Here is a 22,617-nt window from a genome sequence, read left to right as displayed (position 1 = left end):
GGCGCCGCCCCCGAACCACCACCGCCGCCGCCCCCGGCCGCGGAACCGGCCGTGAACGGGCACGAGAAGCTGCTCGCCGACCTCGGCGCGTTCGCCGACGGGGAGCGGGCCGCGCACGCCGAAAACCACGCCCAGCAGGACGAAACGCCCGGAGGAACCACCCCGTGAGCGCTCCCCACCCGGCTCCGGCGAACTTCGCCTGGCTGCTCGACGACTTCGTCCGGAAGGTGCACGGGGTCAGCCACGCGCTGATCATGAGTGTCGACGGCTTCCCGCTCACCGCGTCGGACTCGGTCGGCGAAGCGGAGGCCGAGCAGCTCGCCGCGATCGCCAGTGGCCTGCTTTCGCTGGCCGGCAACAGCGCGGCGCTGTTCGGGAAGGGCGCCTGCGAGCAGATCATCATCCGGCTCACCCACGGCTACTTCCTCTTCATGGGCATCGGTTCCGGTGCCGGGCTCGCGGTGCTGACCTCGGGCGAGGCGGACATGAAGGTGGTCGCCTACGAGATGACCCAGTTCATCACCAACGCCGGCCACGCGCTCACCCCCGAGGTGCGCGCCGAACTGCGCCAGGTGCTGACCGCGCGCCGGCCGCGGGTGTGATGGGCGTGCCCGACACGGATGGGAAGACCATGTCCGAGAAGGACACCGCCCTGCCGCGGCGCAGCCGGCGGATCCGGGCGTACGCGCTCACCGGCGGCCGCACCAGCACCCGCCACCAGCTGCTGGTGGAGACGCTGGTGTCGGTCCCGCAGTACGACCCGGCGCTGAGCGACACGCTCATGCCCGAGTCGCGCTCGCTCTACGAACGCGCCCGGGTGCGGTCCTCGATCGCCGAGCTGTCGGTCGGGCTCGACCTGCCGCTGGGCGTCGTGCGGGTGCTGATCGGCGACCTCGCCTCCCAGGGCGCGGTGTTCGTCCACCCCACCGCGCACGCCTACCACCACGACACCAACGTGCTCGAGAGGATCCTTGATGGGCTCAAGCGGCTCCCCGCCTGAGGGCGATCTGCTGACGATCTCCGCGAAGATCGTCGTCGCCGGGGGCTTCGGTGTCGGCAAGACCACGTTCGTCGGCGCGGTCTCGGAAGTGCCGCCGATGAGCAACGAAGCGTGGATGACCGAGGCCGGCGAAGGCGTCGACGAGATCCCGCCCGGCGGCAAGTCGACCACGACCGTGGCGATGGACTTCGGCCGGATCACGCTGCGCCCGGACCTGCTGCTGTACCTGTTCGGCACGCCGGGGCAGGCGCGGTTCTGGTTCCTCTGGGACGACCTGAGCCGCGGTGCGCTCGGCGCGGTCGTGCTGGTCGACACCAGCCGGATCGACGAGTCGTTCGCGGCGATCAACTACTTCGAGAACGACTCGGAGCTGCCGTTCGTCGTGGCGGTCAACCAGTTCGAGGGCAAACCGGTGCACGACCTCGAAGAGGTGCGTGACGCGCTGGCACTCGACCCGGCCGTCCCGCTGGTCACCTGCGACGCCCGGGACCGCGCCTCGACGATCGCCACCCTGACCGAGCTGGTCAGCCACACGCTGTCGCTCGCCGTGCTGTCCGGGCCGCGTGAGCTGGCCGGCAGCGCCGCCCCAGCCTGAACCGAGGAGAGAAGAGCTTCATGCGCAGAGTCCTGATCGTGGGCGCCGGCCAGTCCGGGCTGCAGCTGGCCCTCGGGCTGCTGGCGAAGGACTACGACGTCACGGTGATGTCCGCGCGGACGCCGGAGGAGATCCGGAACGGCCGCGTGATGTCGACGCAGTGCATGTTCAACGACGCGCTGCAGCACGAGCGCGACCTCGGGCTGAACCAGTGGGAGGACGAGACCGTCCGGGTCGAGGGGCTCGGCGTGTCGGTGGCCGGGCCGGACGGCGGCCGCGCGCTCGACTGGTTCGCCGAGCTCGACCACTACGCGCAGTCGGTCGACCAGCGCGTGAAGATGGCGGGCTGGCTGGAGCTGTTCGAGGACCGCGGCGGCAAGCTGGTCATCCACGGCGTGATGACGTCCGAACTGGACGCGCTGTCCCGGCTGTACGACCTGGTGATCATCTCGGCCGGCAAGGGCGAGCTGGTCCAGCTGTTCGACCGCGTGCCCGAGCGGTCGCCGTACACGAAGCCGATGCGCGCGCTGTCCCTCGTCTACGCCCACGGCGTGCGGCCGCGGCCGGAGCACCCGGACAAGATGGCCGTGCGCTTCAACATCGTGCCCGGCGTCGGCGAGCTGTTCATGATCCCGGCGTACACGCTGAGCGGGAACTGCGACATCCTCTTCTTCGAGGGGATCCCCGGCGGCCCGCTGGACCGCTTCGACGACCACCCGGCCGCGGCGGAGCACTTCACCCGCCTGCTCGACCTGATGCGCCAGTTCGTGCCGTGGGAGTACGAGCGCTGCCGCGACGCGGAGCTCACCGACGGGAAGGCGGCGCTGGCCGGCGGCTACACGCCGGTGGTGCGCAACCCGGTCGGCACCTTGCCGGGCGGGGCGAAGGTGCTGGGCATGGCCGACGTCGTCGTGGCGAACGACCCGATCACCGGGCAGGGCTCGAACAACGCGAGCCACTGCGCGGCGACCTACCTGAACGCGATCCTCGAGCGCGGCGACCGGCCGTTCGACGCCGCGTGGATGGACGCCACGTTCGAGCGCTACTGGGAGTACGCCAAGCACGTCACCGAATGGACGAACGCGCTGCTCCTGCCGCCGCCCCCGCACGTGCTCCAGATCCTCGGCGTGGCGGGGCAGAACCCGGCCGTGGCCCGGCGGTTCGCCAACGGGTTCACCGACCCGACCGACTTCCAGCACTGGTTCATGGACCCGGCCAAGTGGGAGAAGTACCTGGCAGAGGTCTAGATCGGACTGTCGCCGGGGGACGATTCGGGCTACGGTGGTCACGTAGCGTGAAGGCGACCTCGGAGGTACGTGGCATGCGGGCGATGTGGAAGGGCTCGGTGTCGTTCGGGCTGGTCAGCATCCCGATCCAGCTGTACGCGGCCACCGAGAACAAGAACGTCTCGCTCCGCCAGGTGCACGAGGCCGACGGCGGCCGCATCCAGTACAAGCGGTTCTGCACGATCGACGGCGCCGAGGTCCCGTACCCGGAGATCGCCAAGGGCTACGAGCTGCCCGACGGCGAGATGGTCGTCATCACCGACGCCGAGATGGCCGAGCTGCCGCTGCCCACGCAGCGCACGATCGACGTGCTCGAGTTCGTGCCGCTGGAGTCGATCGACCCGATCCAGTACGACCGGACGTACTACCTGGAGCCGCAGAAGAACGCGGTGAAGCCGTACGTCGTGCTGCGGGACGCGCTGCACAAGTCGAGCCAGGTGGCCATCGCCAAGGTCGCGGTGCGGCAGCGGGAGAGCATGGCGGTGCTGCGGGTGCACGCCGACGTGCTGGTGATGACGACGATGCTGTGGCCGGACGAGGTCCGCGAACCCGACTTCCCGTTCCTGCGCGACGACCCGCCGCAGATCCGCCCGCAGGAGCTGTCGATGGCGGGCTCGCTGATCGACTCGCTGGCCGAGCCGGTGTTCGAGCCGGAGAAGTACCACGACCACTACCGCGAGGCCCTCGAGGAGATGATCGAGGCCAAGGTCGCGGGGGAGGAGACGACCAAGCCCGCGGCGGTCACCGCCAAGGCCGACGTCGTCGACCTGATGGCGGCGCTGCAGGCGAGCGTCGATGCGGCGAAGAAGTCGCGTGCGTCCACTTCGGAGGCGTCCGCTCCGGAGGCGTCCGATGAGGACGCCAAGCCGGCGAAAAAGAAGGCGGCGCCGCGGAAGCGGGCCCCGAAATCGGCCTGACCCGGACGGGTGGTCCTGCCGACACGCCGCCGTGGTCCCGGGCCCGGCCGCTTCCCGGTGGTACCAAGGGGTCATGGAGTGCGCTTCTTGTGACGCGCGGATCGACCACTGCCACGGCACGCTGGTGGTGCACCCGGAAGGCGGGTTCGCCGAGTGCACCGATCCGGCCTGTGTGGACGGCGACCGCGTACGGCACGCGTTGATCGTCGACTGTCCGGCCCTCGGTGGCTGCGGGTGCGCCGCCGCGCCGGAGAAATCGTTGCTGCGCCAGGCTTCCTGAGCCTCCCGCCAGGATCCGCGAAGGCCTTCCCGTCACCCGGCGGGGAGGCCTTCGCGGCGTAAGGAAGGTGTCAGTGCGGTAACACGATCGTGTATGCAGCCGTGTACACGGGCTTGGCGATGTGCTAACACTAACGGGGTCCTTCGGCTCTCCCTCCCCCTCGGAGCCGGAGGACCCTTTATTTTTCCCGGTGTCCAGTGTGGATATGTCAGCCGACGCTGTACAGTTCATCGCATGGTGACGTGTGAGACGCGAGAGGCGGCGCTCGCCCGGATCGGGCGCGCGCTGTCCGATCCGACCCGCTGCCGGATCCTGACCGCGCTGCTCGACGGTCCCGCCTACCCCGGGCGGCTGGCGGCCGAACTGGGGCTGAGCCGGTCGAACGTCTCGAACCACCTGTCGTGCCTGCGCGGCTGCGGGCTCGTCGTGGCCGGCTACGAGGGCCGTCAGGTGCGCTACGAGATCGCCGACGCCCACCTGGCCCGCGCGCTGCGGGAACTCGTCCACGTCGTGCTGGCGGTCGAACCGCGTGCCGAGTGCGAGCCCGCATGACGAGCCCGGCGTGCTCGGACGGCTGCTGCGCGCCGGCCGTGCTGGTGCCGGACCGCCGCGCGGCGCTGGTGCGCCGGGTCCGGCTGCTCGTGGCGACGACCATCACCTACAACGTCGTCGAGGCGGTCGTCGCGCTGGCCGCGGGGAGCGCGGCTTCCTCGGGGGCGCTGATCGGTTTCGGGCTCGATTCCGTGATCGAAGTCGCTTCCGCCGTCGCGGTCGCCTGGCAGTTTTCCGGTGCGGATCCGGAAAGCCGGGAACGCCGGGCACTGAAAGCGATCGCGCTGTCGTTTTTCGCGCTCGCGATTTACGTCACGATCGAGGCCGTCAGTACATTCTTCAGCGGTACCGCACCGGAAAGCTCGCGGACCGGAATCGTGCTCGCGGCGGTGTCGCTCGCGGTGATGCCCGCCCTTTCCGCGGCGCAGCGCCGCGCGGGGCGGGAGCTGGGGTCGGCCAGCGCGGTCGCGGATTCGCGGCAGACTCTGCTCTGCACTTGCCTTTCCGCGGTGCTGCTGGCGGGGTTGCTGCTCAACGCCCTGTTCGGGTGGTGGTGGGCCGACCCGGCGGTCGCGCTCGCGATCGCCGCGGTGGCGGTGAACGAAGGCCGAACGGCCTGGCGCGGCCAGCATTGCTGCTGACGCGCCAGGCCGCGGGCCGATCGGGAATCAGTACCAGTGCGCACGCCCACCGATCCGGCGGCCGGTGCCGCCCAGGATGGCCAGTGCCACGCCGGCCACCGCGAGGATGATGCCGATGGTGTAAAGCACCGGGATACCCACGATGAACCCGATGATCAGGAGAATTACACCGAGAACGATCACTTTGACACACACTCCTTCGCATGGGACCCGTCCGGCATGCCGGCCGGGCGGATGCGCTGTCACGGGGAGGATGGCCACTTTCCCGGTGCCGCAAACTGCGTCAAACGGAGCAATCTCGGATCAATACCGGTAGTGATCGAGCTTGTACGGACCTTCGACGTCGACCCCGATGTAGTCCGCCTGCTGCTTCGTGAGCTTGGTGAGTTTCACCCCGAGCGCGTCGAGGTGCAGGCGGGCCACCTTCTCGTCGAGGTGCTTCGGCAGCCGGTGGACGTCGGTGGCGTACTCGCCGGGCTTGGTGAACAGCTCGATCTGCGCGATCGCCTGGTTGGTGAACGAGTTCGACATCACGAACGACGGGTGGCCGGTCGCGTTGCCGAGGTTCATCAGGCGGCCTTCGGAGAGCACGATGATCGAGTGGCCGTCCGGGAACACCCACTCGTGCACCTGCGGCTTGATCTCCTTCTTCACGATGCCCGGCAGCTTCGCCAGCCCGGCCATGTCGATCTCGTTGTCGAAGTGCCCGACGTTGGCGACGATCGCGTTGTGCTTCATCCGGCCCATCTGCTCGGCGGAGATGATGCCGAAGTTGCCGGTGGTGGTGATGAAGATGTCCCCGGTCGCGACCACGTCGTCGAGCTCGACGACGTCGAGCCCGTCCATCGACGCCTGGAGCGCGCAGATCGGGTCGATCTCGGTGACCGCGACCCGGGCACCCTGGCCGCGCAGCGCCTCGACCGCGCCCTTGCCGACGTCGCCGTAGCCGCAGACGACGACGCGCTTGCCGCCGATCATCACGTCGGTGGCCCGGTTCAGGCCGTCCACAAGGGAGTGCCGGATGCCGTACTTGTTGTCGAACTTGGACTTCGTGACGGAGTCGTTGACGTTCATGGCGGGGAAGAGCAGCTCGCCGTCCTTGGCGAGCTTGTAGAGCCGCTTGACGCCGTTGGTCGTCTCCTCGGTGACCCCGCGGATCTCCTTGGCCATCCGGGTGAAGCGGTCGCCGTCGGCGGCCACGCTCGCGCGGAGGGTGTCGAGGATGATCCGGTACTCCTCGGGGTCCTCTTCGGACGGTTGCGGGACGGCGCCCGCGGCCTCGAACTCGACGCCCTTGTGCACCAGCAGGGTGGCGTCGCCGCCGTCGTCGAGGATCATGTTCGGGGTCTTGCCGCCGGCGAAGGCGAAGAGCTGGTCGGTGCACCACCAGTACTCTTCGAGCGTCTCGCCCTTCCAGGCGAACACGGGGGTGCCCGACGGCGCGTCGACGGTGCCCTCGGGGCCGACGACGACCGCCGCGGCGGCCTCGTCCTGGGTGGAGAAGATGTTGCAGGACACCCAGCGCACCTCGGCGCCGAGCGCGACCAGTGTCTCGATCAGCACGGCGGTCTGCACGGTCATGTGCAGCGACCCGGCGATGCGCGCGCCCTTGAGCGGCTGGCTGGCGGCGTACTCGCGGCGGATCGCCATCAGGCCGGGCATCTCGTGCTCGGCCAGCCGCAGCTGGGTGCGGCCGGCGTCGGCGAGGGAAAGGTCGGCGACGGCGAAGTCGAGACCGTTGCGGCGTGCGAGTTTGTCACTCATTCCTCGAGCTCTTTCCTGACGGCTGGTTGCGGAACGCTCGGGAGGAACTGAGGCACAGCAACAAAAAAGGCACCTCCCTCGCGGGAGGCGCCCTTGGATGCGTGTCGCGGGCCGAGCGTGGCGGAAAGGAGTTCCGTCGCAGCGCCTCTCGGCCCGGATCCAGGATGGCAAAGCCGCCGCGAAGCTGTCAAGCGAGCGTCCGGGCCATGAGAACGTCGTCGACGTCGGTGCCGTCGACGCGGAATTCCCCGCGCAGCACGCCTTCCACGGTGAACCCGGACCGCTCGTAGACCCGGCGGGCGGCGGCGTTGTGACCCAGCACGCGCAGCGTCAGCTTGCGGGCCCCGCGCCGGCGCGCCTCCGCCACGGCCGCGTCCACCAGCCGCCCCGCGATGCCCAGACCCTGGCGGTCGGGATCGACGGCGAGCCCGCCGAGCACCAGCACGTGCGCGTGGGCCGGGATGCCGAACCCCTCGCTGAGCCGGACGTACCCGGCGACCCCGCCGTCGTGCTCGGCGACGAGGAAGTTCTCCGGCCGCGCGCCCTCGTCGAAGAACGGCGTGCCGGGCGGCGGCGGGGGAGCGGGGGACACGGTGGAGTCCCACGTGCGCTCGTCGATCTTGGCGAGCACGGCTTCGTCGCCGGCGTCGGCCGGCCGGACTTTCGTCGTCATCCGGGCATCCTGGCGGAACCGGGCACCCCGGGGCGAGCGGAATTACGCGGGGGGAGCCCTCAGACGAGGTGCGCGCGCCGCCAGATACCCTCCGAGCGGCCGCCGATCAGCCCCGCCTCGCGCAGGAACGGCACGATCTTCTCGGCCATCCAGCGGCGCGTCTCGTGGAAGTGCGGGTTCGCCAGCGCCGCGGCCCGGCCCTCGCGCGGGTCGATCCCGACGCTGCGGTAGATCCGCGGGTCGACCATGCTGTCGATGACGCCGAACGCGACCAGCGCGGTCCGCACGCGGTGCCGCTGCAACGCCGCCTTCGACAGCTTCGGCGTCTCCCGCAGCACCTCTTCCTTGGCGAACCGGACGTGCCGGGCCTCCTCGACGACGTGGATGCGGTTGACCGACCGGATCAGCGGCTGGATGCCGTCGTCGTCCATCATCGAGCGCTGCAGCCGGTCGGTGGTCTCCTCGGCGACCAGCACGCTGGCGAACATCGACGGGCCGGCCGCCGTCGCGCCGAACACCTTGGCGGCGCGGTGCACGACCTTCGGGACGCCGTAGCGCGGGACGCCGAGCCGCTCGGCGGTGCGGGCGAACATCACCGAGTGCCGCGTCTCGTCGCCGATCTCGGTCATCGCGTACTGCGCGTGCTCGGTGCGCGCGTCGAGGTCGAAGACGTACCGGGCGAGCAGCTGCATGAGGACGATCTCGAACCACAGGCCGACGCTCATGATGCTGGCGATCTCGTGCTTGGACAGCTCGATCCGCTGCTCCGGCGTCAGCTTTTCCCACAGGCCGGTGCCGTAGAGGGAGACGCGCTCGAGCGGCATGAAGGCCTTGCCCTCGGCCAGCGGCGCGGCCCAGTCGATGTCGACGTACGGGTCGTAGGAGTTCTTCGCGGAGCTCTTGAGCAGGCGAGCCGCGGTGACGTCCCGGTCCTGGGCCTCGACGCCCATGGCGGCCTCCGAAAGTAGGGGGTACGCGCTGTACTAGCTACTTTGGCGAGCGTACACCGGCTCGCGGGACTTGAGTAGGCTTCCCGGGTGACCAAGGTCGACGGACGGGCGGCGCGCTGGGCGGGCCAGCAGGAGCGGCGGCGCGCCGAATTCGTCGACGCGGCACTGGCGGCCATCGCCGAACACGGCCCGGACGTCTCGACGGAGCAGATCGCCGAACGAGCCGGCGTCGCCCGCACCCGGCTGTACCGCCACTTCGCCGACGCGGCCGATCTCCAGCGCGCGATCGCCGAGCGCGCCGCCGAGCTGGTGACGGCCGAGCTCGCGCCGCTGTGGCACCCCTCGGGGTCCCCGCACGAGATGATCACGACGGTGATCTCGACGCACCTGCGCTGGCTGACCGAGCACGAACCCCTGCACCGCTACCTGGCCCGCGCGGTCCCGGCCACGACCGACGTCCGCGGCACGATCGCCCGCCACCTCAGCGGCCTGTTCTCGGGCTACCTGACGGCGTTCGGCCTCGACCCGGCCCCGGCGGACACGATCGCGTTCGGCCTGGTCGGCTACGTCGAGTCGGCGACGACCCGCTGGCTCGACCACCCGGGCGCGCTCAGCCTGACCCAGCTGACCGACCAGCTGACCGGCACGATCTGGGCGATGCTGGACCACACGCTGAAGGCGGGCGGCGTCGAACTGGACCCGGACCGGCCGTTGCCGCTGCCGGAGGAGTTTTAGTCCTCGTCCTCGCGGAGGAACTCGGCCCGCACGCCCAGCAGCCGCACCGCGCGGGTCAGCTCGAACATGCCCAGCACCTCCCGCGCCGCTCGGTCGAACTCCGCCGCGTCCGACGTCGGCTCCGGCAGCGTGATGCTGTGCGTGTGCGTCAGGAACGGGACGAACCGCACCTTGACCGCCACCCGCGCCGCCGGGCGGCCTTCGTCCAGGACGTCCTGGGCGACCCGCTTGGCCAGTGCCGAGACCTCCGCTGCCATCTCCGCCGGGTCCGTGAGGTCGCGCTGGAACGTCGTCTCGCGGCTGCGGGAGCGCGCCACGTACGGGGTCGCGCTGACGTCGGCGTCGCTGATGCCGCCGCCGAGCAGCCGCAGCCACGGCCCGGTCTTCGGGCCGAAGCGGGCGGCCAGCGCCGCCGCGTCCGCGCCCGCCAGGTCGAGCACCGTGCGGATGCCCAGCTCGGCCAGCTTCTTCGCGGTCTTGCCGCCGATGCCCCACAGCGCGTCGGTCGGCCGCTCGGCCATCACGGGCCACCAGTTCTCCTGCGTCAGCCGGTAGATCCCGCCCGGCTTGCCGAACCCGGTGGCGAGCTTGGCCCGCAGCTTGTTGTCGCCGATCCCGACCGCGCACGACAGCCCGGTCTCGCGGGCCACGGCGTCCTTCAGCTCCGCCGCCAGCGCCTCGGGGTCGTCGGTCTCCGCGCCGAGGAACGCCTCGTCCCAGCCCAGCACCTGCACGACGACCGGGAACTCCCGCAGCACCGCCATCACGCGCGCCGACACCTCGAGGTAGGCGTCCGGGTCACTGGGCAGGAAGACGGCGTCCGGGCAGCGCTTCGCGGCGAGCCGCAGCGGCATGCCGGACTGGACGCCGAACTCGCGGGCCTCATACGAGGCGGTCGCGACCACCGCCCGTTCGGTGGGGTCGCCGTTGCCCCCGACGACGACGGGCTTGCCCGCGAGCTCCGGGTGGCGGGCGATCTCGACCGCGGCGATGAACTGGTCGAGGTCGACGTGCAGGACCCACTTCACGGGCCCAGTCTCGCCTCAGATCCGGTGCCGCGCCACGTGGGTCCAGACGGTGCCGGTGAGCGCGATGATCCCGCACAGCGTGACGCCCGGGTCGGGCAGGACCAGCCCCACGACCAGCAGGGTCACGGCGACGACGTCGAAGATGATCAGCAGGGTGCTCCGGAGCGCGCGCGACTTCGGCCGCTTGCCGTCGCGCAGCGCGGTGGCCAGATCGGGGTCGCTGAGCTCGAGACTGCGTTCGATCTTTTCGAGCTCGGTGCGATCGTGGTGACTGAGCATCGGGGTACTCCTTCGACGCCGTACCCGCCGTATCGCCAGAGCGAATACCCAATCGTCCTCCCAACGAACCGCCGAACGCCTTCCGATTTCGTGCTTTTTACTGCGCCGACCGGGTGATCCGCGCTCCGTGAGCGCCCGTGAGCACGTTAAGTTGCGGTGCGAACACGGAGGGGGGCCGCCTGCGTCCTCCTGCGTGCCGGAACCCTTCAAGCAGCTGGAGGACCTCGATGACCCTGCCCACCGAACCGATCGGCAGCATCCCGCGCCCGGCGTACCTCGTCGAAGGCCTCGGGGAGTTCGCCGCCGGGCGGATCGACGCCGCCGCGCTCGCCGAACTGGAGACCCGCGCGCTGGCCGACACGATCACCCGGTTCGAGGAGACCGGGTCCCCGGTGCTGACCGACGGCGAGCAGGGCAAGCCGAGCTTCGCGACGTACCCGCTGGCCGGCCTGGCCGCGCTGGCCCCGGACGGCGTCGTCATCCCGTTCGCCGACGGGCACACCCGGCAGCTGCCGCGGCTGACCGCGGGCCCGTTCCGCTACGCGACCCACGCCGACGAGTACCTGACCCGGGCGAAGGCACTCACGGCCAAGCCGGTCAAGCAGGCGGTGATCGCGGCCTCGGCCGTCTCGCTGATCTACCCGGCCGGCGGCATCGACGGGTACTCGCGGGAGCAGTTCATCGCCGACCTGGTGAACGAGGCCGAGGCGGACATCCGGCGCAGCCTCGACGCGGGCGCGGACAGCGTCCAGATCGACTTCACCGAGGGACGGCTGTCACTGAAGCTGGACCCGTCGGGCGGCCTGCTGCGGCAGTTCGTCGAGCTGAACAACGCGGTCCTCGACCGGTTCACGGCGGAGGAGCGCGCGAAGATCGGCGTCCACACCTGCCCGGGCGGCGACCTGGACTCGGTGCACAGCCTCGACGTCGACTACGCGGGCCTGCTGCCGGCGCTGTTCGACCTGAAGGCCGGGCGCTTCTTCGTCCAGCTGGCGAGCGAGCCGGACCCCGATCGCGCGCTCGCGGTCATCGCCGAGCACCTGAAGGCGGACCAGCGGGTCTTCGTCGGCGTGACCGACCCGATCGACCCGCGCGTGGAGACCCCGGAGGAGGTCCGCGACCGGGTGCTCAGGGCGGCTCAGTACGTGCCGGCCGACCGGCTCGGGACGTGCGACGACTGCGGGTTCTCGCCGTTCGCGGACGACACGTCGACCTCGCGCGACCTCGCGTTCGCGAAGATCAAGGCCCGCGTGGAAGGCACCCGCCTGGCGGCCGAGAAACTCGGCTGACGCCCGGGTTCACGCCGTTTCGGCGGCGACCTTCAGGCCGAGCGCGACGAGCAGGCTGCCGAGCACGGCGTCGAGCCCCCGCCGGACGCGGGCGTCGCGGAAGACCTTCTTCAGCGCTCCGACGACCACGGCGAGGGTGACGAACCACAGGACCGTGCCGGCGGTGGCGATCGCGGCGAGTTCGAGGGTCTGCAGGGTCGAGCCGTCGGCCGGGAGGAACTGGGGGAGCAGCGCGAGGAAGTAGACGGCCACCTTGGGGTTGAGCAGATTGGTGAACAACCCCTGCCGGAAGGCGGCGGCGGCCTTGAGCGGCTCTCGGTCGTCGCCGCCGAGGTCCCGGTATTCGCCGCGGCGGACGGCCAGCCAGGCCTTGACGCCGAGGAAGACGAGGTAGGCGGCCCCGACCAGCTTGACGACGGTGAAGGCGACGGCGGACGCGGTGAGCACCGCGGCCACCCCGAGCGCGATCGCGACCACCCAGGCGAAGACCCCGAGGGCGATCCCGACGCCGGCGGCGATCCCGGCGCGCCGGCCACCGGTGAGGGAGGAGCGGGTGACGACGACGAAGTCCGGGCCGGGGGACATCGCGCCGAGGAGGACGACGAGGAGGAAGGAAGCCGCGGTGGCGCCGGGGATCATGGGGTGAGCCTACGACGGGTCGGCCACCGGTTTTGCGGCGTGGGAATGTTCGAATTTGAACTTCGTGTAGGGTCGATCATGTGGGTGACTCCAGGGGCGACGACGTGACGGCCGAGGTGCGGACCCGGGTGCGCATCCCGCTGCGGCTGCACGGCGGCCTCGAGATCGACGCCGAAGCCGTCACCTTCCGCGGCCTCGAAGACGGCGGCGAGCACCTCGCCCTCGTGCTCGGCACGCCCGGCGACGTCCCCCTCGTCCGCCCGCACTCCGAGTGCCTGACCGGCGACGTCTTCGGCTCCGCGCGGTGCGACTGCGGGCCGCAGCTGGCCGAGGCCGTCGAACGGATCTCCGAAGTGGGTGGGTACCTGCTTTACCTGCGGCAGGAAGGGCGGGGGATCGGGCTCTACAACAAGCTCGACGCCTACGCGTTGCAGGACGACGGCCTCGACACCTACGCCGCTAATGCCGCGCTTGGGTTGCCCGAGGATGCGCGGGATTACGCCGTTGCGGCGCAGATGCTCAAGGCACTCGGGGCTGGGGAGGTCGATCTGCTCTCCAACAATCCTGATAAGGCCGCGCAGTTGCGGGTCGCTGGGATTGCGGTGCGGGATCAGGTTCCCACCGGGGTTTTCGCGACGGACAGCAATGTTCGGTATTTGCGGGCGAAGGCTGAGCAGACGGGGCACACGTTGCGTCTGCCCGGGATTGCCAGTTGATCTGTTCCACCTGATCGAGTGATGAACATGTGTTCGTGTGGCGGTAATCTTGGGGTGTGGACAGAGAAGCGGTGTGGCAAGCGGATGCGGAGGCCTTGGCCGACCGCATCGTTTCGCTGCTCACCGTGGTGCGGTCTGCTGAGGCGGAAATCGGTGCGCTGCTGGTGGAAATCGAATCCCGCGGGGTTCAGGAACTCTTCGGATACCGCACTACTGCGCGCCTCTACGAACACCTCGCCGACGTCCCGCACGCCGCCGCCACCCGCACCGTCACCCGCGCCCAGGCCCTGCACCCCGCCCACACTCTCGACGCCACCCCCGCTGTTGCTCCGGCCACCGGTGCCGCGGCGCTCACCGGCCGGTTGAGCACCCCGATGATCGACACCATCATCGACGCTGTCACCCGGATCCCCGCCCCTCACCGCGACACCGCCGAGGCGGATCTGCTCGCCTTCGCCGCCGAGGGCGGCCACAAGCAGGTGGCTGCCCTGGGTGCCCGGATCCTGGCCCACCTCGACCCCGACGGTCCCGCACCCGACACCGCCGAACCCGCCACCCCCGCTCGGGAACTGTCGTTGCGTCGAAGACGCACCGGAACCTGGGAACTGACGGGCCGGTTCGACGATGAAACCGGTACCCGCGCCAGTGCCCTGCTGGATGCGTTGGCTGAACGTCGCGGCACCGACGACCTCCGCTCCCCACACGAACGCTACGGCGACGCCTTCTCCGACGCGATCGACCTAGCGCTCAATTCCCCAGAACTCCCGGCCCAAGCCGGTGAACGCGTCCACGTGATGGTCGCCGTTTCCCTCACCGACCTGCAATCCGGACGCGGCACGGCCACCCTGGGCGACACCGGCGTCATCACAGCTGCCGACGCCCGCCTCCACGCCTGCGACTGCAAGCTGATCCCCGCCGTCCTCGGCTCGGCCAGTGAGCCTCTGGACTTGGGCCGTGCCCGCCGCCTGATCAGCCCCGGCCTACGCCGCGCCCTGTTCCTGCGCGACCGCGGCTGCGCGTTCCCCGGTTGCCACCGCCCGCCCCGGCACTGCCAGGGCCACCACATCCGGCACTGGGCCGAGGGCGGCCTCACCGACTTGGCTAACCTGGTGCTGTTGTGCGGTCACCATCACCGGTTGTTGCACCGCTCGGGCTGGCAGGTCCGCATCGCTGCCGACGGCCATCCGGAGTTCCTGCCGCCACGGTTCCTGGACAAACGCCGAAAACCCAGGCGCAACAACCTGCATCAGCCCCTGCCATTCGCAGCCTGAACACGGGACAGGCCCGCAGCCACCGGCTACGGGCCTACACCCATGTGCTGACCTGCTGGCGTGGTCCAGGGATTCACCCTCCTCCCGGGGAGGTCCGCTGATCGCGATCTCTGCCGCGGTGGATGTCCTGCGCGTTTCGGCACCTGCCGGTGCGGTTGTGTGCAGCTTCATGTGGTCGCTCGTGGCCGACGCCCGCCTGTGGCCGACCTCAACTGGATCGTGGACCCGGCAGGGCCCACAGCCAAGCGCTCGGACCTGGCCGGCTGGGCCAAGTACCGCTTCCGTCGCTCACGTTGGCTCGAACCGCGGCGCGACCCCATCCGCCAACGACCCGCACCGATCCTGACCGCGGCCGCCCGAGGCCCTACGTCAGCCGCTGCGCTGCTGCCGCCGCAGGACCCGTTGTCAGCTTCTCCAGCAAGGCGATCAGCGTCGTCCGCTCCGACGGTGTCAGCGACGCCGCCCAAGCCTGCTCTCGCTCGTTGTGCTCCTGGTACGCCTCGGCCACCGACGCATGGCCCGCCTCCGTCAGGTCCAGCTCCACCGCCCGACGATCATGCGGCACCGCCGAGCGGGTCACCAGCCCGTCCCGCTCCAGCGTCTTGACCAGGGCCGACACCGCCGCGCGGCTCATTCCGGCCAGCCGGGCCACGTGGCGGGACTCCAGGGGGCCGGCCAGCCACAGCACGAACAGCACCCGGAAGCCGCCCCAGCTCCAGCCTCGGGGGCGGTGGACTGTGGACTCCCAGTCGTAGACCAGTGCGCCCGCGAGGCGGTGGAGGGTGAGGCCGAGGCGCATGGCCACCGGGTCGGTGGCGGGTAGCTCGGCCTGCGTCTTCCCGATCGCGTAGTCGACGAACGAGAGGTAGTCGAGGTCGGCCGGTCGGTCGGTCATGCGGTCAGGTTAGGCGACGAGGGGGTTCCGCGCGGCGGCGCGGCGGGCTAGCCTGAGGCGAGATAGTCAATCCTTTGACGATCAAGGAGCCCTAGCCGTGACGAAGAAAGCGTTCGCCTCTTCGGCCGACCTGGCGGAGAAAGCGCAGACCCTGGAAGTCCTGGACGACGGCGTCTACGCGCTGACCGCAGAGGGGGATCCCAACATCGGGGCCATCGAAGGCGAGGACTTCCTCGTCTGCTTCGAGGCGCTCGCCACGCCCGTCGCCGCCCGCGAGTGGCTCGCGAAGCTGCGTGAACACACCGACAAACCAGTGCGCTACCTGGTGCTGAGCCACTACCACGCGGTGCGCGTGCTCGGCGCGTCCGCCTTCGACGCCGAAGTCATCGTCGCGCACGAGAACACCCGTGCGCTGGTCGCCGAGCGCGGGAAGGAGGACTGGGCCAGCGAGTTCGGGCGGATGCCGCGGCTGGCCAAGGGCGCGGACTCCGTGCCCGGCCTGACCTGGCCGACGCTGACCTTCTCCGACCGGCTCACCATCGACCTCGGGGGCGACCGCGGCGACCTCGTCCTGCAGTACTGCGGGCGCGGGCACACCGAAGGCGACATCGTGGCCTGGCTGCCGCGGCAGCGGATCCTCTACGCGGGCGACCTCGTGGAAGCCGAAGCCGCGCTCTACACCGGGGACGCGTTCCACCGCGACTGGGCTTCGTCCACTTTGGACCGGGTCGGCGCGTTCGGCGCCGAGACCCTGATCGGCGGGCGAGGTGGGGTGAGCCGTGGGGCGCAAGCAGTCGAGGCTGCGATCGCGCAGACTCGGCACTTCCTGACCACCATGATTCGCGAGGTCGGCGCGGTCCGCGACGCCGGCGGCACGCTCAAGGACGCCTTCGAACGCACCCACGCGGCCCTCAACGACCAGTACGGCCACTGGCCGATCTTCGAGCACTGCCTGCCGTTCGACGTCTCCCGGCTGTGGGACGAGCTCGGCGGCATCGAGCGGCCGGTGGTGTGGACCGCCGAACGCGACCGCGAAGTCTGGGACCAGCTCCAAGGATGACGGTCGCGGTCCTCGGCAGCGGTCCGGTCGGCCAGACGGCCGCGCTGCTGCTCGCGCGCTGGGGCGTACCCGTGGTGCTCGTCGACGAGCACGAGGTGCGCGACCCCGTGGGGTCCAAGGCCATCTGCCAGCAACGGGACACCCTGGACGTCTGGGCCTCCCTCGGCGCCGGGTGCCTCGCCGAGGAAGGGCTCACCTGGACGACCGCCCGGACGTTCCACCGCGAGACCGAGCTGTTCTCGCTGAAGCTGCCCGACGGCGGCTCGGCGCTCCCGCCGTTCGTCAACATCTCGCAGGCCCGCGTCGAAGAAGTCCTCGACGAGCTGATCGCGCGGCAGCCGCTGATCGACGTCCGGCGCGGGCACCGCGTCACCGGCGTGACGCAGCCCGGGTGCGTCGAAATCCACTGTGAGACGAAGGACGGGCCGCGGCGGATCGAGGCCGACTACGCGATTGCCTGCGCGGGTTCGCGGGGTGACGCCGTGCGCCGCGCCCTCGGGCAGCACCTCGGCGGGTTCTCCTTCCGCGACCTCTTCCTGATCTGCGACATCCGCGCCGACCTGCCGGGCTGGGCGGCCGAGCGCCGCTTCCACTTCGACCCGCCGTGGAACCCGGGGCGGCAGGTGCTCATCCACCCGTGCCCGGACTCGCAGTTCCGCATCGACTGGCAGGTCCCGGACGACTACGACCTCGCGGCCGAGGAGACCGGCGGCGCCCTCGACCGGCGGATCCGCGCGATCATCGGTGACCGGCCGTACGAGGTCGTCTGGCGCTCGGTGTACCGCTTCCACACGCGGCTCGTCGACCGGATGCGCGTCGGGCGCGTACTGCTGGCCGGGGACTGCGCGCACCTGGTCGCGCCGTTCGGGGCGCGCGGGCTCAACTCCGGCGTCGCCGACGCCGAGAACGCGGCCTGGAAGCTCGCCTGGGTCCTGCGCGGCCACGCGGACGAGGACCTGCTGGAGAGCTACCACACCGAGCGGCACGCGGCGGCGGTCGAGAACGCGGCCGTGACGACGGCGACGATGGACTTCCTGGTACCGCAGGACGACGGGCAGCGCGCGCGCCGCCTCGACGTCCTCACCCGCGCGGCCGTCGACCCGGCGGTGCACGAGCAGGTCGACTCGGGACGGCTGGCCGAACCGTTCTGGTATACCGATTCGCCGCTGACCACGCCCGATCCCGCGCGGCCGTTCGCCGGCCGGCCACCACGCGGTGCGTTGCCGCCACCGGGGCCGGGGGTGCTGCTTCCGGACATAACCGTCGAGAGTGGACGGTTGCGTGACCTGGCCCGCCAAGGGTTCCTGCTCCTGACGACCCCGGGGGTACGGGCCGAGGGAATCCGAAGCGCCGAGATCGCCGTGGGCGGGGCGCTCGGCGCGCGTCCGGGCGAAGCCTGGCTGGCCCGCCCGGACGCGTACGTCGCCGCCGTCCTACGGGTAGGAGACCAGCGGGCTCACCTGGTGCCCGGTGTTCGCGGCGTCACCCGAATCGTTGATGACGTGGGCGATCGTGCCCACGCCGCCGAGTGACACCGAAACGAGGTTGTGGAACCGGACCCCGCCGGCGTTCGGCACCTCGAAGGAATGACTGGCCACAATGGACGGATTGGTGTTGAAGAAGCAGTAGCTGCCCAGGCCCCAGCCTTCGTGGCTGGTCACCGAGTCGGCCACCTTGTACGCCGCCCAGCCCTGCCGGCCGCCGCCGCTGGACCAGGACGCCTGGTCCGGCGGGTCGTACGGCATCTCGTTCTGGAAGAAGTACGTCCGCCCGCCGTTGCCGTTCCAGAGCACCTCGTACTGCTGGTAGTGCTCGACGAACAGGCCGTACATCGTCACGTTCGAGCCGTTGACGACCAGGCCGTTGGCCGCGGTGTTGACGTTCCAGCCGACGCCGTAGGAGTGGTCGCCGCGCCACAGCCACATGTGGTCGCCGATGACGTTGTTCGAGTTGACCACCAGCGTCTGCGTGGCCTTGCCGACGGCCGCACCGCCGATCCGGAAGAACACGTCGTGCAGCGACGTCGGGTCGGCCGCGTGGTTCGCGTTCGACCCCGGCTGGCCGACCTGCACCAGCACCGGCGAGTTCACCGCGCCCGCGTCGATCAGCAGCCCGGCGATCTTCACGCCGTCCACATCGGACGTCGTGATCGCCGCGGTCCCGTTGGTGGGCATCAGCGTCGCCAGGCCGAGGCCGAGCACCACGGTGTCCGGGCGCGTGACGTTCAGCGCCTGGTCGAGGTGGTAGACGCCGGGCGTCACCAGCAGGTTCTTGCCCGCGGCCAGTGCGGCGTTGAGCGTCGCGGCCGAGTCGGACGGGTGCGCGACGTAGAACTCGCTGAGCGAGATCGACTGCCCGGCCGGGGCGCCGTGGCCCCAGCTCGTCCCGGACGAGTTCTGCCGCAGCGCCGGGACGAAAACGTTGTAGCTGCCCGAGCCGTCGACGTACAGGAACGGCTTCTCGCGGACCACCGGTGTCTGCCCGACGACCGTCTCCGGCGGGTTCGGGAACGACGCCGGCGGGGTGCCGGTCGAGCCGACGAACACCATGTTCCAGACGCCGCCCTGCCAGCCGCCCAGCTCGCTGTTGCGGGTCAGGAACTGCTGCTGCGAGCCGGAAACGGCGACGCCGTCGATCTTGCTGTCGGCGATCAGGCCGCCGCTGGCCCAGCCGTCCCCGCCGTTCCAGAGCTGGATCTGGCTGCCGCGCAGGTGCATCCGGCGGTAGGGCGCGGCCTGCGCGACCGCCCACCGTTCGACCTGCCCGGCGGGCAGGGTCACCGAGAGGTTCTCGGCCGACCGCCAGAAGTTCTGCGTCGCGTTGCCCTTGTTGTTCGGGTTGTCGCCCTGCTGCAGCCAGTCCGCTTCGACGCGGACGTGGCCGTTGAGGTTGACGTCGTCGGGGGAGAGCCCGAGGCCCGCCACCTGCTCGTAGAAGCCGAGGTTGACGTCGGCGGTGTAGGTGCCCGGCTTGAACAGCACGGCGTAGCGCTCGCTGCCGAACTGGTTGGTGTGCTGCTGGTCCGCGATCTGCGTCAGCCGGCTCTGGATGGTCGCGGCCGGCGTCGACGGGTCGAACACCGACACGTTCGGCCCGAGGTCCGGGTTGCGCGGGTCGGTCGGCGGGATGGTCGTCCCGCCGCCGGTGCCGTGCACGGCGACTTCCCAGAGCGAGTAGCCGTAGCCGGTCGCCCGCTGGGTGCCGTAGACGCGCAGGTAGCGCGCGGTGCCGGTGAGGGCCACGGTCTGCGTGCCGCCCGCGCCGGTGGTGGTCGTGTACGCGGTCGTCCAGCTGTTCGCGTCCGAGGACAGCTGGACGCTGAACGCCTTGGCGTACGCGGTTTCCCAGGTGAGCACCACGTCGCACAGCTGCTGCGCGGAACCCAGGTCGACCTGGAGCCACTGCGGGTCGCTGAACGCGCTGGACCAGCGCGTGCCGGTGTTGCCGTCGACCGCGGCGGACGCGGGTGTGCCGCCGTTCTCGGTCGAGGACGCGGTCGCGGTGCGGCCCTGCGCGAGGTTGGTGGTCCCGCACGCGGCGGCCTGCGCCGGCGCGGAGCCGACCACCGCCGCGGTGGTGACCGCGGTGACGAAGGTGGTGGCGATGACGAGGAGGCGGTGAACGGGGGAGAACGTCGTTGATCTCATCGGCCTGCCTGCTGATCGGGGGGAGGGCGGGCGAAACGGGCCGGGCGAGCCCCACAGCTCGCGCCGGCGTCGGGTGGTGCGGCGGGTCCGCCCCCAGGTCACCCGCCCGGCGCCGTGAGCCGGAAGAGCGGTACCGGGTGGTGCGAGGAGCGCGAACCAGTCAGCCCGAGGGTGTGCGTGACGCGGGGAACCGACCCGGGTGGCGGTCACGGAACCGGTTCCAGCGGGTCGAAGTGAACACCGCGGGGTTCGGCGGAGTCAAGGATCCGGCGCGGATTCGTTCGCCCGGACCAGTCCCCGGGGTGGTCCGCGACCGTCCGGCGCAGCGAAGTTGACATTTTACGGCTCTTTATTTATATCCTGAACTAAGAGCGTGCCGACGAGCGGGACCCACACCCGCGCCGAGGACCACGTGAGCCGATCCGCGCCGGGGCAAGGCCGCCCCGGCGCCGGTTCGCCGTGGAGGTGCCCATGCAACGCCGCATGCCGAGAACCCGGGTTCTCGCCGTTCTCGCCCTGACCGTCGCCGCCCTGTTCACCGCGCCGGCCGCCCGGGCTGCGCCCGTCCTGCTCTCGCAAGGCCGTCCGGTGACGGCGTCTTCGACCGAATCCGCCGCCTTCCCCGCGAGCGCGGCGGTCGACGGCAACGCCGGCACGCGCTGGTCCAGCGCCTTCTCCGACCCGCAGTGGCTGCAGGTCGACCTCGGGTCCACCCAGCAGCTGTCCCAGGTGGTGCTGAACTGGGAAGCCGCGTACGCCAAGGCCTTCACGCTCCAGGCGTCCGCCGACGGCGCCACCTGGACGTCCCTCTACGCGACGACCACCGGTGCCGGCGGGACGCAGACCCTCAACGTCACGGGCAGCGGCCGGTACGTCCGGCTCACCGGCACCCAGCGCGCCACGCAGTACGGCTACTCGCTGTGGGAGTTCCAGGTCTTCGGCGGTGGCGGCACCACGCAGCCCGGTGACGTCCTGCTGTCGTACGGGAAGTCCGGGACGGCGTCGTCGTACCAGGACGACGGGGCCTGCCCCGGCTGCGTCCCGGCCAAGGCGTTCGACCACGACCCGGCGACCCGCTGGGCGACGAGCGCGACGACCGGCTGGGTCGACCCCGGCTGGATCACCGTCGACCTCGGCGCGGTCGCGGCCGTGCACCAGGTGGTCCTGCAGTGGGACCCGGCGTACGCGGTCGCCTACCAGATCCAGGTGTCGAACGACAACGCGAACTGGACATCGGTGTACTCGACCACCACCGGCAAGGGCTTCAAGGAAACCCTGACGGTGAACGGTTCCGGCCGCTACGTCCGGATGTACGGCACCGCCCGGTCCAACGGCTACGGCTACTCGCTGTGGGGCTTCGACGTCTACGGCACCGGCGGCAGCCCGACGACCCCGCCGCCCGCGCCGCCGGCCCCGCACTTCCCGGGCACCCTGGTCTGGAGCGACGAGTTCAACGGCGCCGCGGGCGCCAACCCGGACCCGGCCAAGTGGACCGCCGAGACCGGCCCCGGCGTCAACAACGAACTCGAGTACTACACGAACAACAACAACGCCAAGCAGGACGGCCGCGGCAACCTCGTCATCCAGGTCCGCCGCGAGGCGACCCCGGGCAGCGCGTGCCCGGTCGACCCCATCAGCGGCAGCGGCACCTGCCAGTACACCTCGGGCCGGATCAACACCGCGGGCAAGTTCAGCTTCACCTACGGCCACGTCGAGGCGAACATCAAGGTGTCCGGTACGCAGGGGCTGTGGCCCGCGTTCTGGTTGCTGGGCGCCAACTTCTTCGGCGGCACGCCGTGGCCCAACTGCGGCGAGATCGACATCATGGAGCACGTCGGCAAGTCGCCGAACCTGGCCTACTCGACGATCCACGCCCCGGCGTACAACGGCGCGGGCGGCATCGGCGCGCCGTTCGACTTCGGTCAGGACGTCTCCGCCGGCTTCCACCGCTTCGGCCTTGACTGGGACGCGTCGCACATGACGTTCTACGTCGACGGGAACGCGTTCGAGACGATCAACCGGGACACCGTGGAGAGCACGCGGGGGCCGTGGGTGTACGACCACCCGTTCTTCCTGATCCTCAACAACGCCATCGGCGGGGACTTCCCCGGCCCGCCCGGTGCCGGGACCGTCCTGCCGCAGGACATGGTGATCGACTACGTGCGGGTATACCAGTAGGGCTACGGTGACCGGGTCGATTCCCGGACCACCAGCGTGGTCGGGACGATCAGGGGCCGATCCGGTGGCGGCGCCCCGGCGAGCTGCGCGAGCAGCTGCCGGGCCGCCGTCTCGCCCATCGCCCGCAGCGGCTGGCGGATCGTCGTCAGCGGCGGCTGGGTGTGCGCGGCGAGGGGGATGTCGTCGAAGCCGAGCACGGCGACGTCCCCCGGCACCGCGCGC

At 70.7% G+C, this 22,617-nt stretch carries 25 protein-coding genes and 1 riboswitch; of the genes, 15 read left to right on the top strand and 10 right to left on the bottom strand.

Features of this window, described 5'->3' with window-relative positions; translation table 11 throughout:
- The first annotated feature begins 164 nt into the window (after positions 1-164).
- The 8 genes from G3I65_RS02750 (at position 165) to G3I65_RS02715 (ending at position 5,271) form a co-directional block, all read left to right on the top strand.
- Positions 165-602 carry a roadblock/LC7 domain-containing protein gene (locus G3I65_RS02750; protein ID WP_125315245.1) on the top strand — a complete coding sequence of 146 codons (438 nt, stop codon included), beginning with the start codon at positions 165-167 and terminating at the stop codon, positions 600-602.
- A gap of 29 nt (positions 603-631) precedes the next feature.
- Complete coding sequence (locus G3I65_RS02745; RefSeq protein WP_125315246.1) at positions 632-1,000, top strand: DUF742 domain-containing protein; 369 nt, start codon at positions 632-634, stop codon at positions 998-1,000.
- Positions 975-1,595: an ATP/GTP-binding protein gene (locus tag G3I65_RS02740; RefSeq protein ID WP_160694419.1), complete on the top strand. Its 621-nt coding sequence runs from the start codon at positions 975-977 to the stop codon at positions 1,593-1,595. Before G3I65_RS02745 ends, G3I65_RS02740 begins: the two co-directional genes overlap by 26 nt.
- A 20-nt stretch (positions 1,596-1,615) precedes the next feature.
- Entirely contained in the window at positions 1,616-2,842 is a 1,227-nt protein-coding gene (locus G3I65_RS02735; protein ID WP_160694417.1) for a styrene monooxygenase/indole monooxygenase family protein, read from the top strand.
- Positions 2,843-2,916: 74 nt separating this feature from the next.
- A complete protein-coding gene (locus G3I65_RS02730) occupies positions 2,917-3,798 on the top strand; it encodes a Ku protein (RefSeq protein WP_160694415.1) in 882 nt (293 codons plus the stop codon).
- 73 nt (positions 3,799-3,871) lie between these two features.
- A complete protein-coding gene (locus G3I65_RS02725) occupies positions 3,872-4,078 on the top strand; it encodes a hypothetical protein (RefSeq protein WP_125315250.1) in 207 nt (68 codons plus the stop codon).
- A gap of 234 nt (positions 4,079-4,312) precedes the next feature.
- Positions 4,313-4,630, top strand: a complete 318-nt coding sequence (locus tag G3I65_RS02720; protein WP_086856591.1) for a helix-turn-helix transcriptional regulator — start codon at positions 4,313-4,315, stop codon at positions 4,628-4,630.
- Positions 4,627-5,271, top strand: a complete 645-nt coding sequence (locus G3I65_RS02715; protein WP_160694413.1) for a cation transporter — start codon at positions 4,627-4,629, stop codon at positions 5,269-5,271. The genes G3I65_RS02720 and G3I65_RS02715 overlap by 4 nt, the downstream gene beginning before the upstream one ends.
- 27 nt (positions 5,272-5,298) lie before the next feature.
- On the opposite strand, the gene G3I65_RS56325 is transcribed toward G3I65_RS02715, so the two are convergent.
- The 4 genes from G3I65_RS56325 to G3I65_RS02700 all read right to left on the bottom strand — a co-directional run bounded on the left by G3I65_RS56325 (position 5,299) and on the right by G3I65_RS02700 (position 8,658).
- Positions 5,299-5,454: a hypothetical protein gene (locus tag G3I65_RS56325; RefSeq protein WP_086678182.1), complete on the bottom strand. Its 156-nt coding sequence runs from the start codon at positions 5,452-5,454 to the stop codon at positions 5,299-5,301.
- A 120-nt stretch (positions 5,455-5,574) separates the two neighbouring features.
- Positions 5,575-7,035 (bottom strand): adenosylhomocysteinase, encoded by a 1,461-nt coding sequence (gene ahcY, locus G3I65_RS02710; RefSeq protein ID WP_160694411.1) that lies wholly within the window; start codon positions 7,033-7,035, stop codon positions 5,575-5,577.
- A gap of 78 nt (positions 7,036-7,113) precedes the next feature.
- A riboswitch (S-adenosyl-L-homocysteine riboswitch) is annotated at positions 7,114-7,191 on the bottom strand.
- A gap of 31 nt (positions 7,192-7,222) precedes the next feature.
- Positions 7,223-7,708: a GNAT family N-acetyltransferase gene (locus G3I65_RS02705; RefSeq protein ID WP_160694409.1), complete on the bottom strand. Its 486-nt coding sequence runs from the start codon at positions 7,706-7,708 to the stop codon at positions 7,223-7,225.
- Between the two features lie 59 nt (positions 7,709-7,767).
- Entirely contained in the window at positions 7,768-8,658 is an 891-nt protein-coding gene (locus G3I65_RS02700; protein ID WP_160694407.1) for a diiron oxygenase, read from the bottom strand.
- Between the two features lie 87 nt (positions 8,659-8,745).
- Here G3I65_RS02700 and G3I65_RS02695 point away from each other — a divergent pair, with 87 nt between their 5' ends.
- Positions 8,746-9,393 (top strand): TetR/AcrR family transcriptional regulator, encoded by a 648-nt coding sequence (locus G3I65_RS02695; protein ID WP_160694405.1) that lies wholly within the window; start codon positions 8,746-8,748, stop codon positions 9,391-9,393.
- On the opposite strand, the gene G3I65_RS02690 is transcribed toward G3I65_RS02695, so the two are convergent.
- Together G3I65_RS02690 and G3I65_RS02685 are read right to left on the bottom strand one after the other, a co-directional pair.
- A complete protein-coding gene (locus G3I65_RS02690) occupies positions 9,390-10,421 on the bottom strand; it encodes a DNA polymerase IV (protein WP_160694403.1) in 1,032 nt (343 codons plus the stop codon). The two genes, G3I65_RS02695 and G3I65_RS02690, sit on opposite strands and share 4 nt — an antisense overlap.
- A gap of 15 nt (positions 10,422-10,436) precedes the next feature.
- The gene (locus tag G3I65_RS02685) at positions 10,437-10,700 is read right to left on the bottom strand and encodes a DUF3040 domain-containing protein (RefSeq protein WP_160694401.1); all 264 of its coding nucleotides are present in this window, start codon (positions 10,698-10,700) and stop codon (positions 10,437-10,439) included.
- 227 nt (positions 10,701-10,927) lie between these two features.
- Here G3I65_RS02685 and G3I65_RS02680 point away from each other — a divergent pair, with 227 nt between their 5' ends.
- The gene (locus tag G3I65_RS02680) at positions 10,928-11,989 is read left to right on the top strand and encodes a cobalamin-independent methionine synthase II family protein (RefSeq protein ID WP_160694399.1); all 1,062 of its coding nucleotides are present in this window, start codon (positions 10,928-10,930) and stop codon (positions 11,987-11,989) included.
- Between the two features lie 9 nt (positions 11,990-11,998).
- On the opposite strand, the gene G3I65_RS02675 is transcribed toward G3I65_RS02680, so the two are convergent.
- Positions 11,999-12,628 (bottom strand): LysE family translocator, encoded by a 630-nt coding sequence (locus tag G3I65_RS02675; RefSeq protein ID WP_160694397.1) that lies wholly within the window; start codon positions 12,626-12,628, stop codon positions 11,999-12,001.
- Between the two features lie 104 nt (positions 12,629-12,732).
- Here G3I65_RS02675 and ribA point away from each other — a divergent pair, with 104 nt between their 5' ends.
- Both ribA and G3I65_RS02665 read left to right on the top strand, forming a co-directional pair.
- Complete coding sequence (gene ribA / locus G3I65_RS02670) at positions 12,733-13,344, top strand: GTP cyclohydrolase II (RefSeq protein ID WP_160694421.1); 612 nt, start codon at positions 12,733-12,735, stop codon at positions 13,342-13,344.
- A gap of 56 nt (positions 13,345-13,400) precedes the next feature.
- Positions 13,401-14,615 carry an HNH endonuclease signature motif containing protein gene (locus G3I65_RS02665; RefSeq protein WP_160694395.1) on the top strand — a complete coding sequence of 405 codons (1,215 nt, stop codon included), beginning with the start codon at positions 13,401-13,403 and terminating at the stop codon, positions 14,613-14,615.
- A gap of 364 nt (positions 14,616-14,979) precedes the next feature.
- Here the strand turns inward: G3I65_RS02665 and G3I65_RS02660 are convergent, their stop codons facing one another.
- Positions 14,980-15,510 carry a MarR family winged helix-turn-helix transcriptional regulator gene (locus G3I65_RS02660; RefSeq protein WP_160694393.1) on the bottom strand — a complete coding sequence of 177 codons (531 nt, stop codon included), beginning with the start codon at positions 15,508-15,510 and terminating at the stop codon, positions 14,980-14,982.
- Positions 15,511-15,607: 97 nt separating this feature from the next.
- Here G3I65_RS02660 and G3I65_RS02655 point away from each other — a divergent pair, with 97 nt between their 5' ends.
- Positions 15,608-16,570: an MBL fold metallo-hydrolase gene (locus tag G3I65_RS02655; RefSeq protein WP_160694391.1), complete on the top strand. Its 963-nt coding sequence runs from the start codon at positions 15,608-15,610 to the stop codon at positions 16,568-16,570.
- On the top strand, positions 16,567-18,102 hold the full coding sequence (locus tag G3I65_RS02650) for an FAD-dependent monooxygenase (RefSeq protein ID WP_160694389.1): 1,536 nt from the start codon (positions 16,567-16,569) through the stop codon (positions 18,100-18,102). The genes G3I65_RS02655 and G3I65_RS02650 overlap by 4 nt, the downstream gene beginning before the upstream one ends.
- Here the strand turns inward: G3I65_RS02650 and G3I65_RS02645 are convergent.
- Positions 18,004-20,217, bottom strand: a complete 2,214-nt coding sequence (locus G3I65_RS02645) for a discoidin domain-containing protein (RefSeq protein ID WP_160694387.1) — start codon at positions 20,215-20,217, stop codon at positions 18,004-18,006. The genes G3I65_RS02650 and G3I65_RS02645 overlap by 99 nt on opposite strands.
- A gap of 483 nt (positions 20,218-20,700) precedes the next feature.
- Between G3I65_RS02645 and G3I65_RS02640 the strand changes: the two genes are divergently transcribed.
- A complete protein-coding gene (locus G3I65_RS02640; RefSeq protein WP_239070310.1) occupies positions 20,701-22,395 on the top strand; it encodes a discoidin domain-containing protein in 1,695 nt (564 codons plus the stop codon).
- Between the two features lie 2 nt (positions 22,396-22,397).
- On the opposite strand, the gene G3I65_RS02635 is transcribed toward G3I65_RS02640, so the two are convergent.
- Positions 22,398-22,617 (bottom strand): substrate-binding domain-containing protein (locus G3I65_RS02635; RefSeq protein WP_160694383.1); only part of this gene is annotated, 220 nt, incomplete at its 5' end.

Origin of the sequence: Amycolatopsis sp. SID8362 (genome assembly GCF_010550475.1) — a bacterium.
Lineage (GTDB): Bacteria > Actinomycetota > Actinomycetes > Mycobacteriales > Pseudonocardiaceae > Amycolatopsis > Amycolatopsis eburnea.
This window is presented reverse-complemented; position numbering and strand designations above follow the sequence as displayed.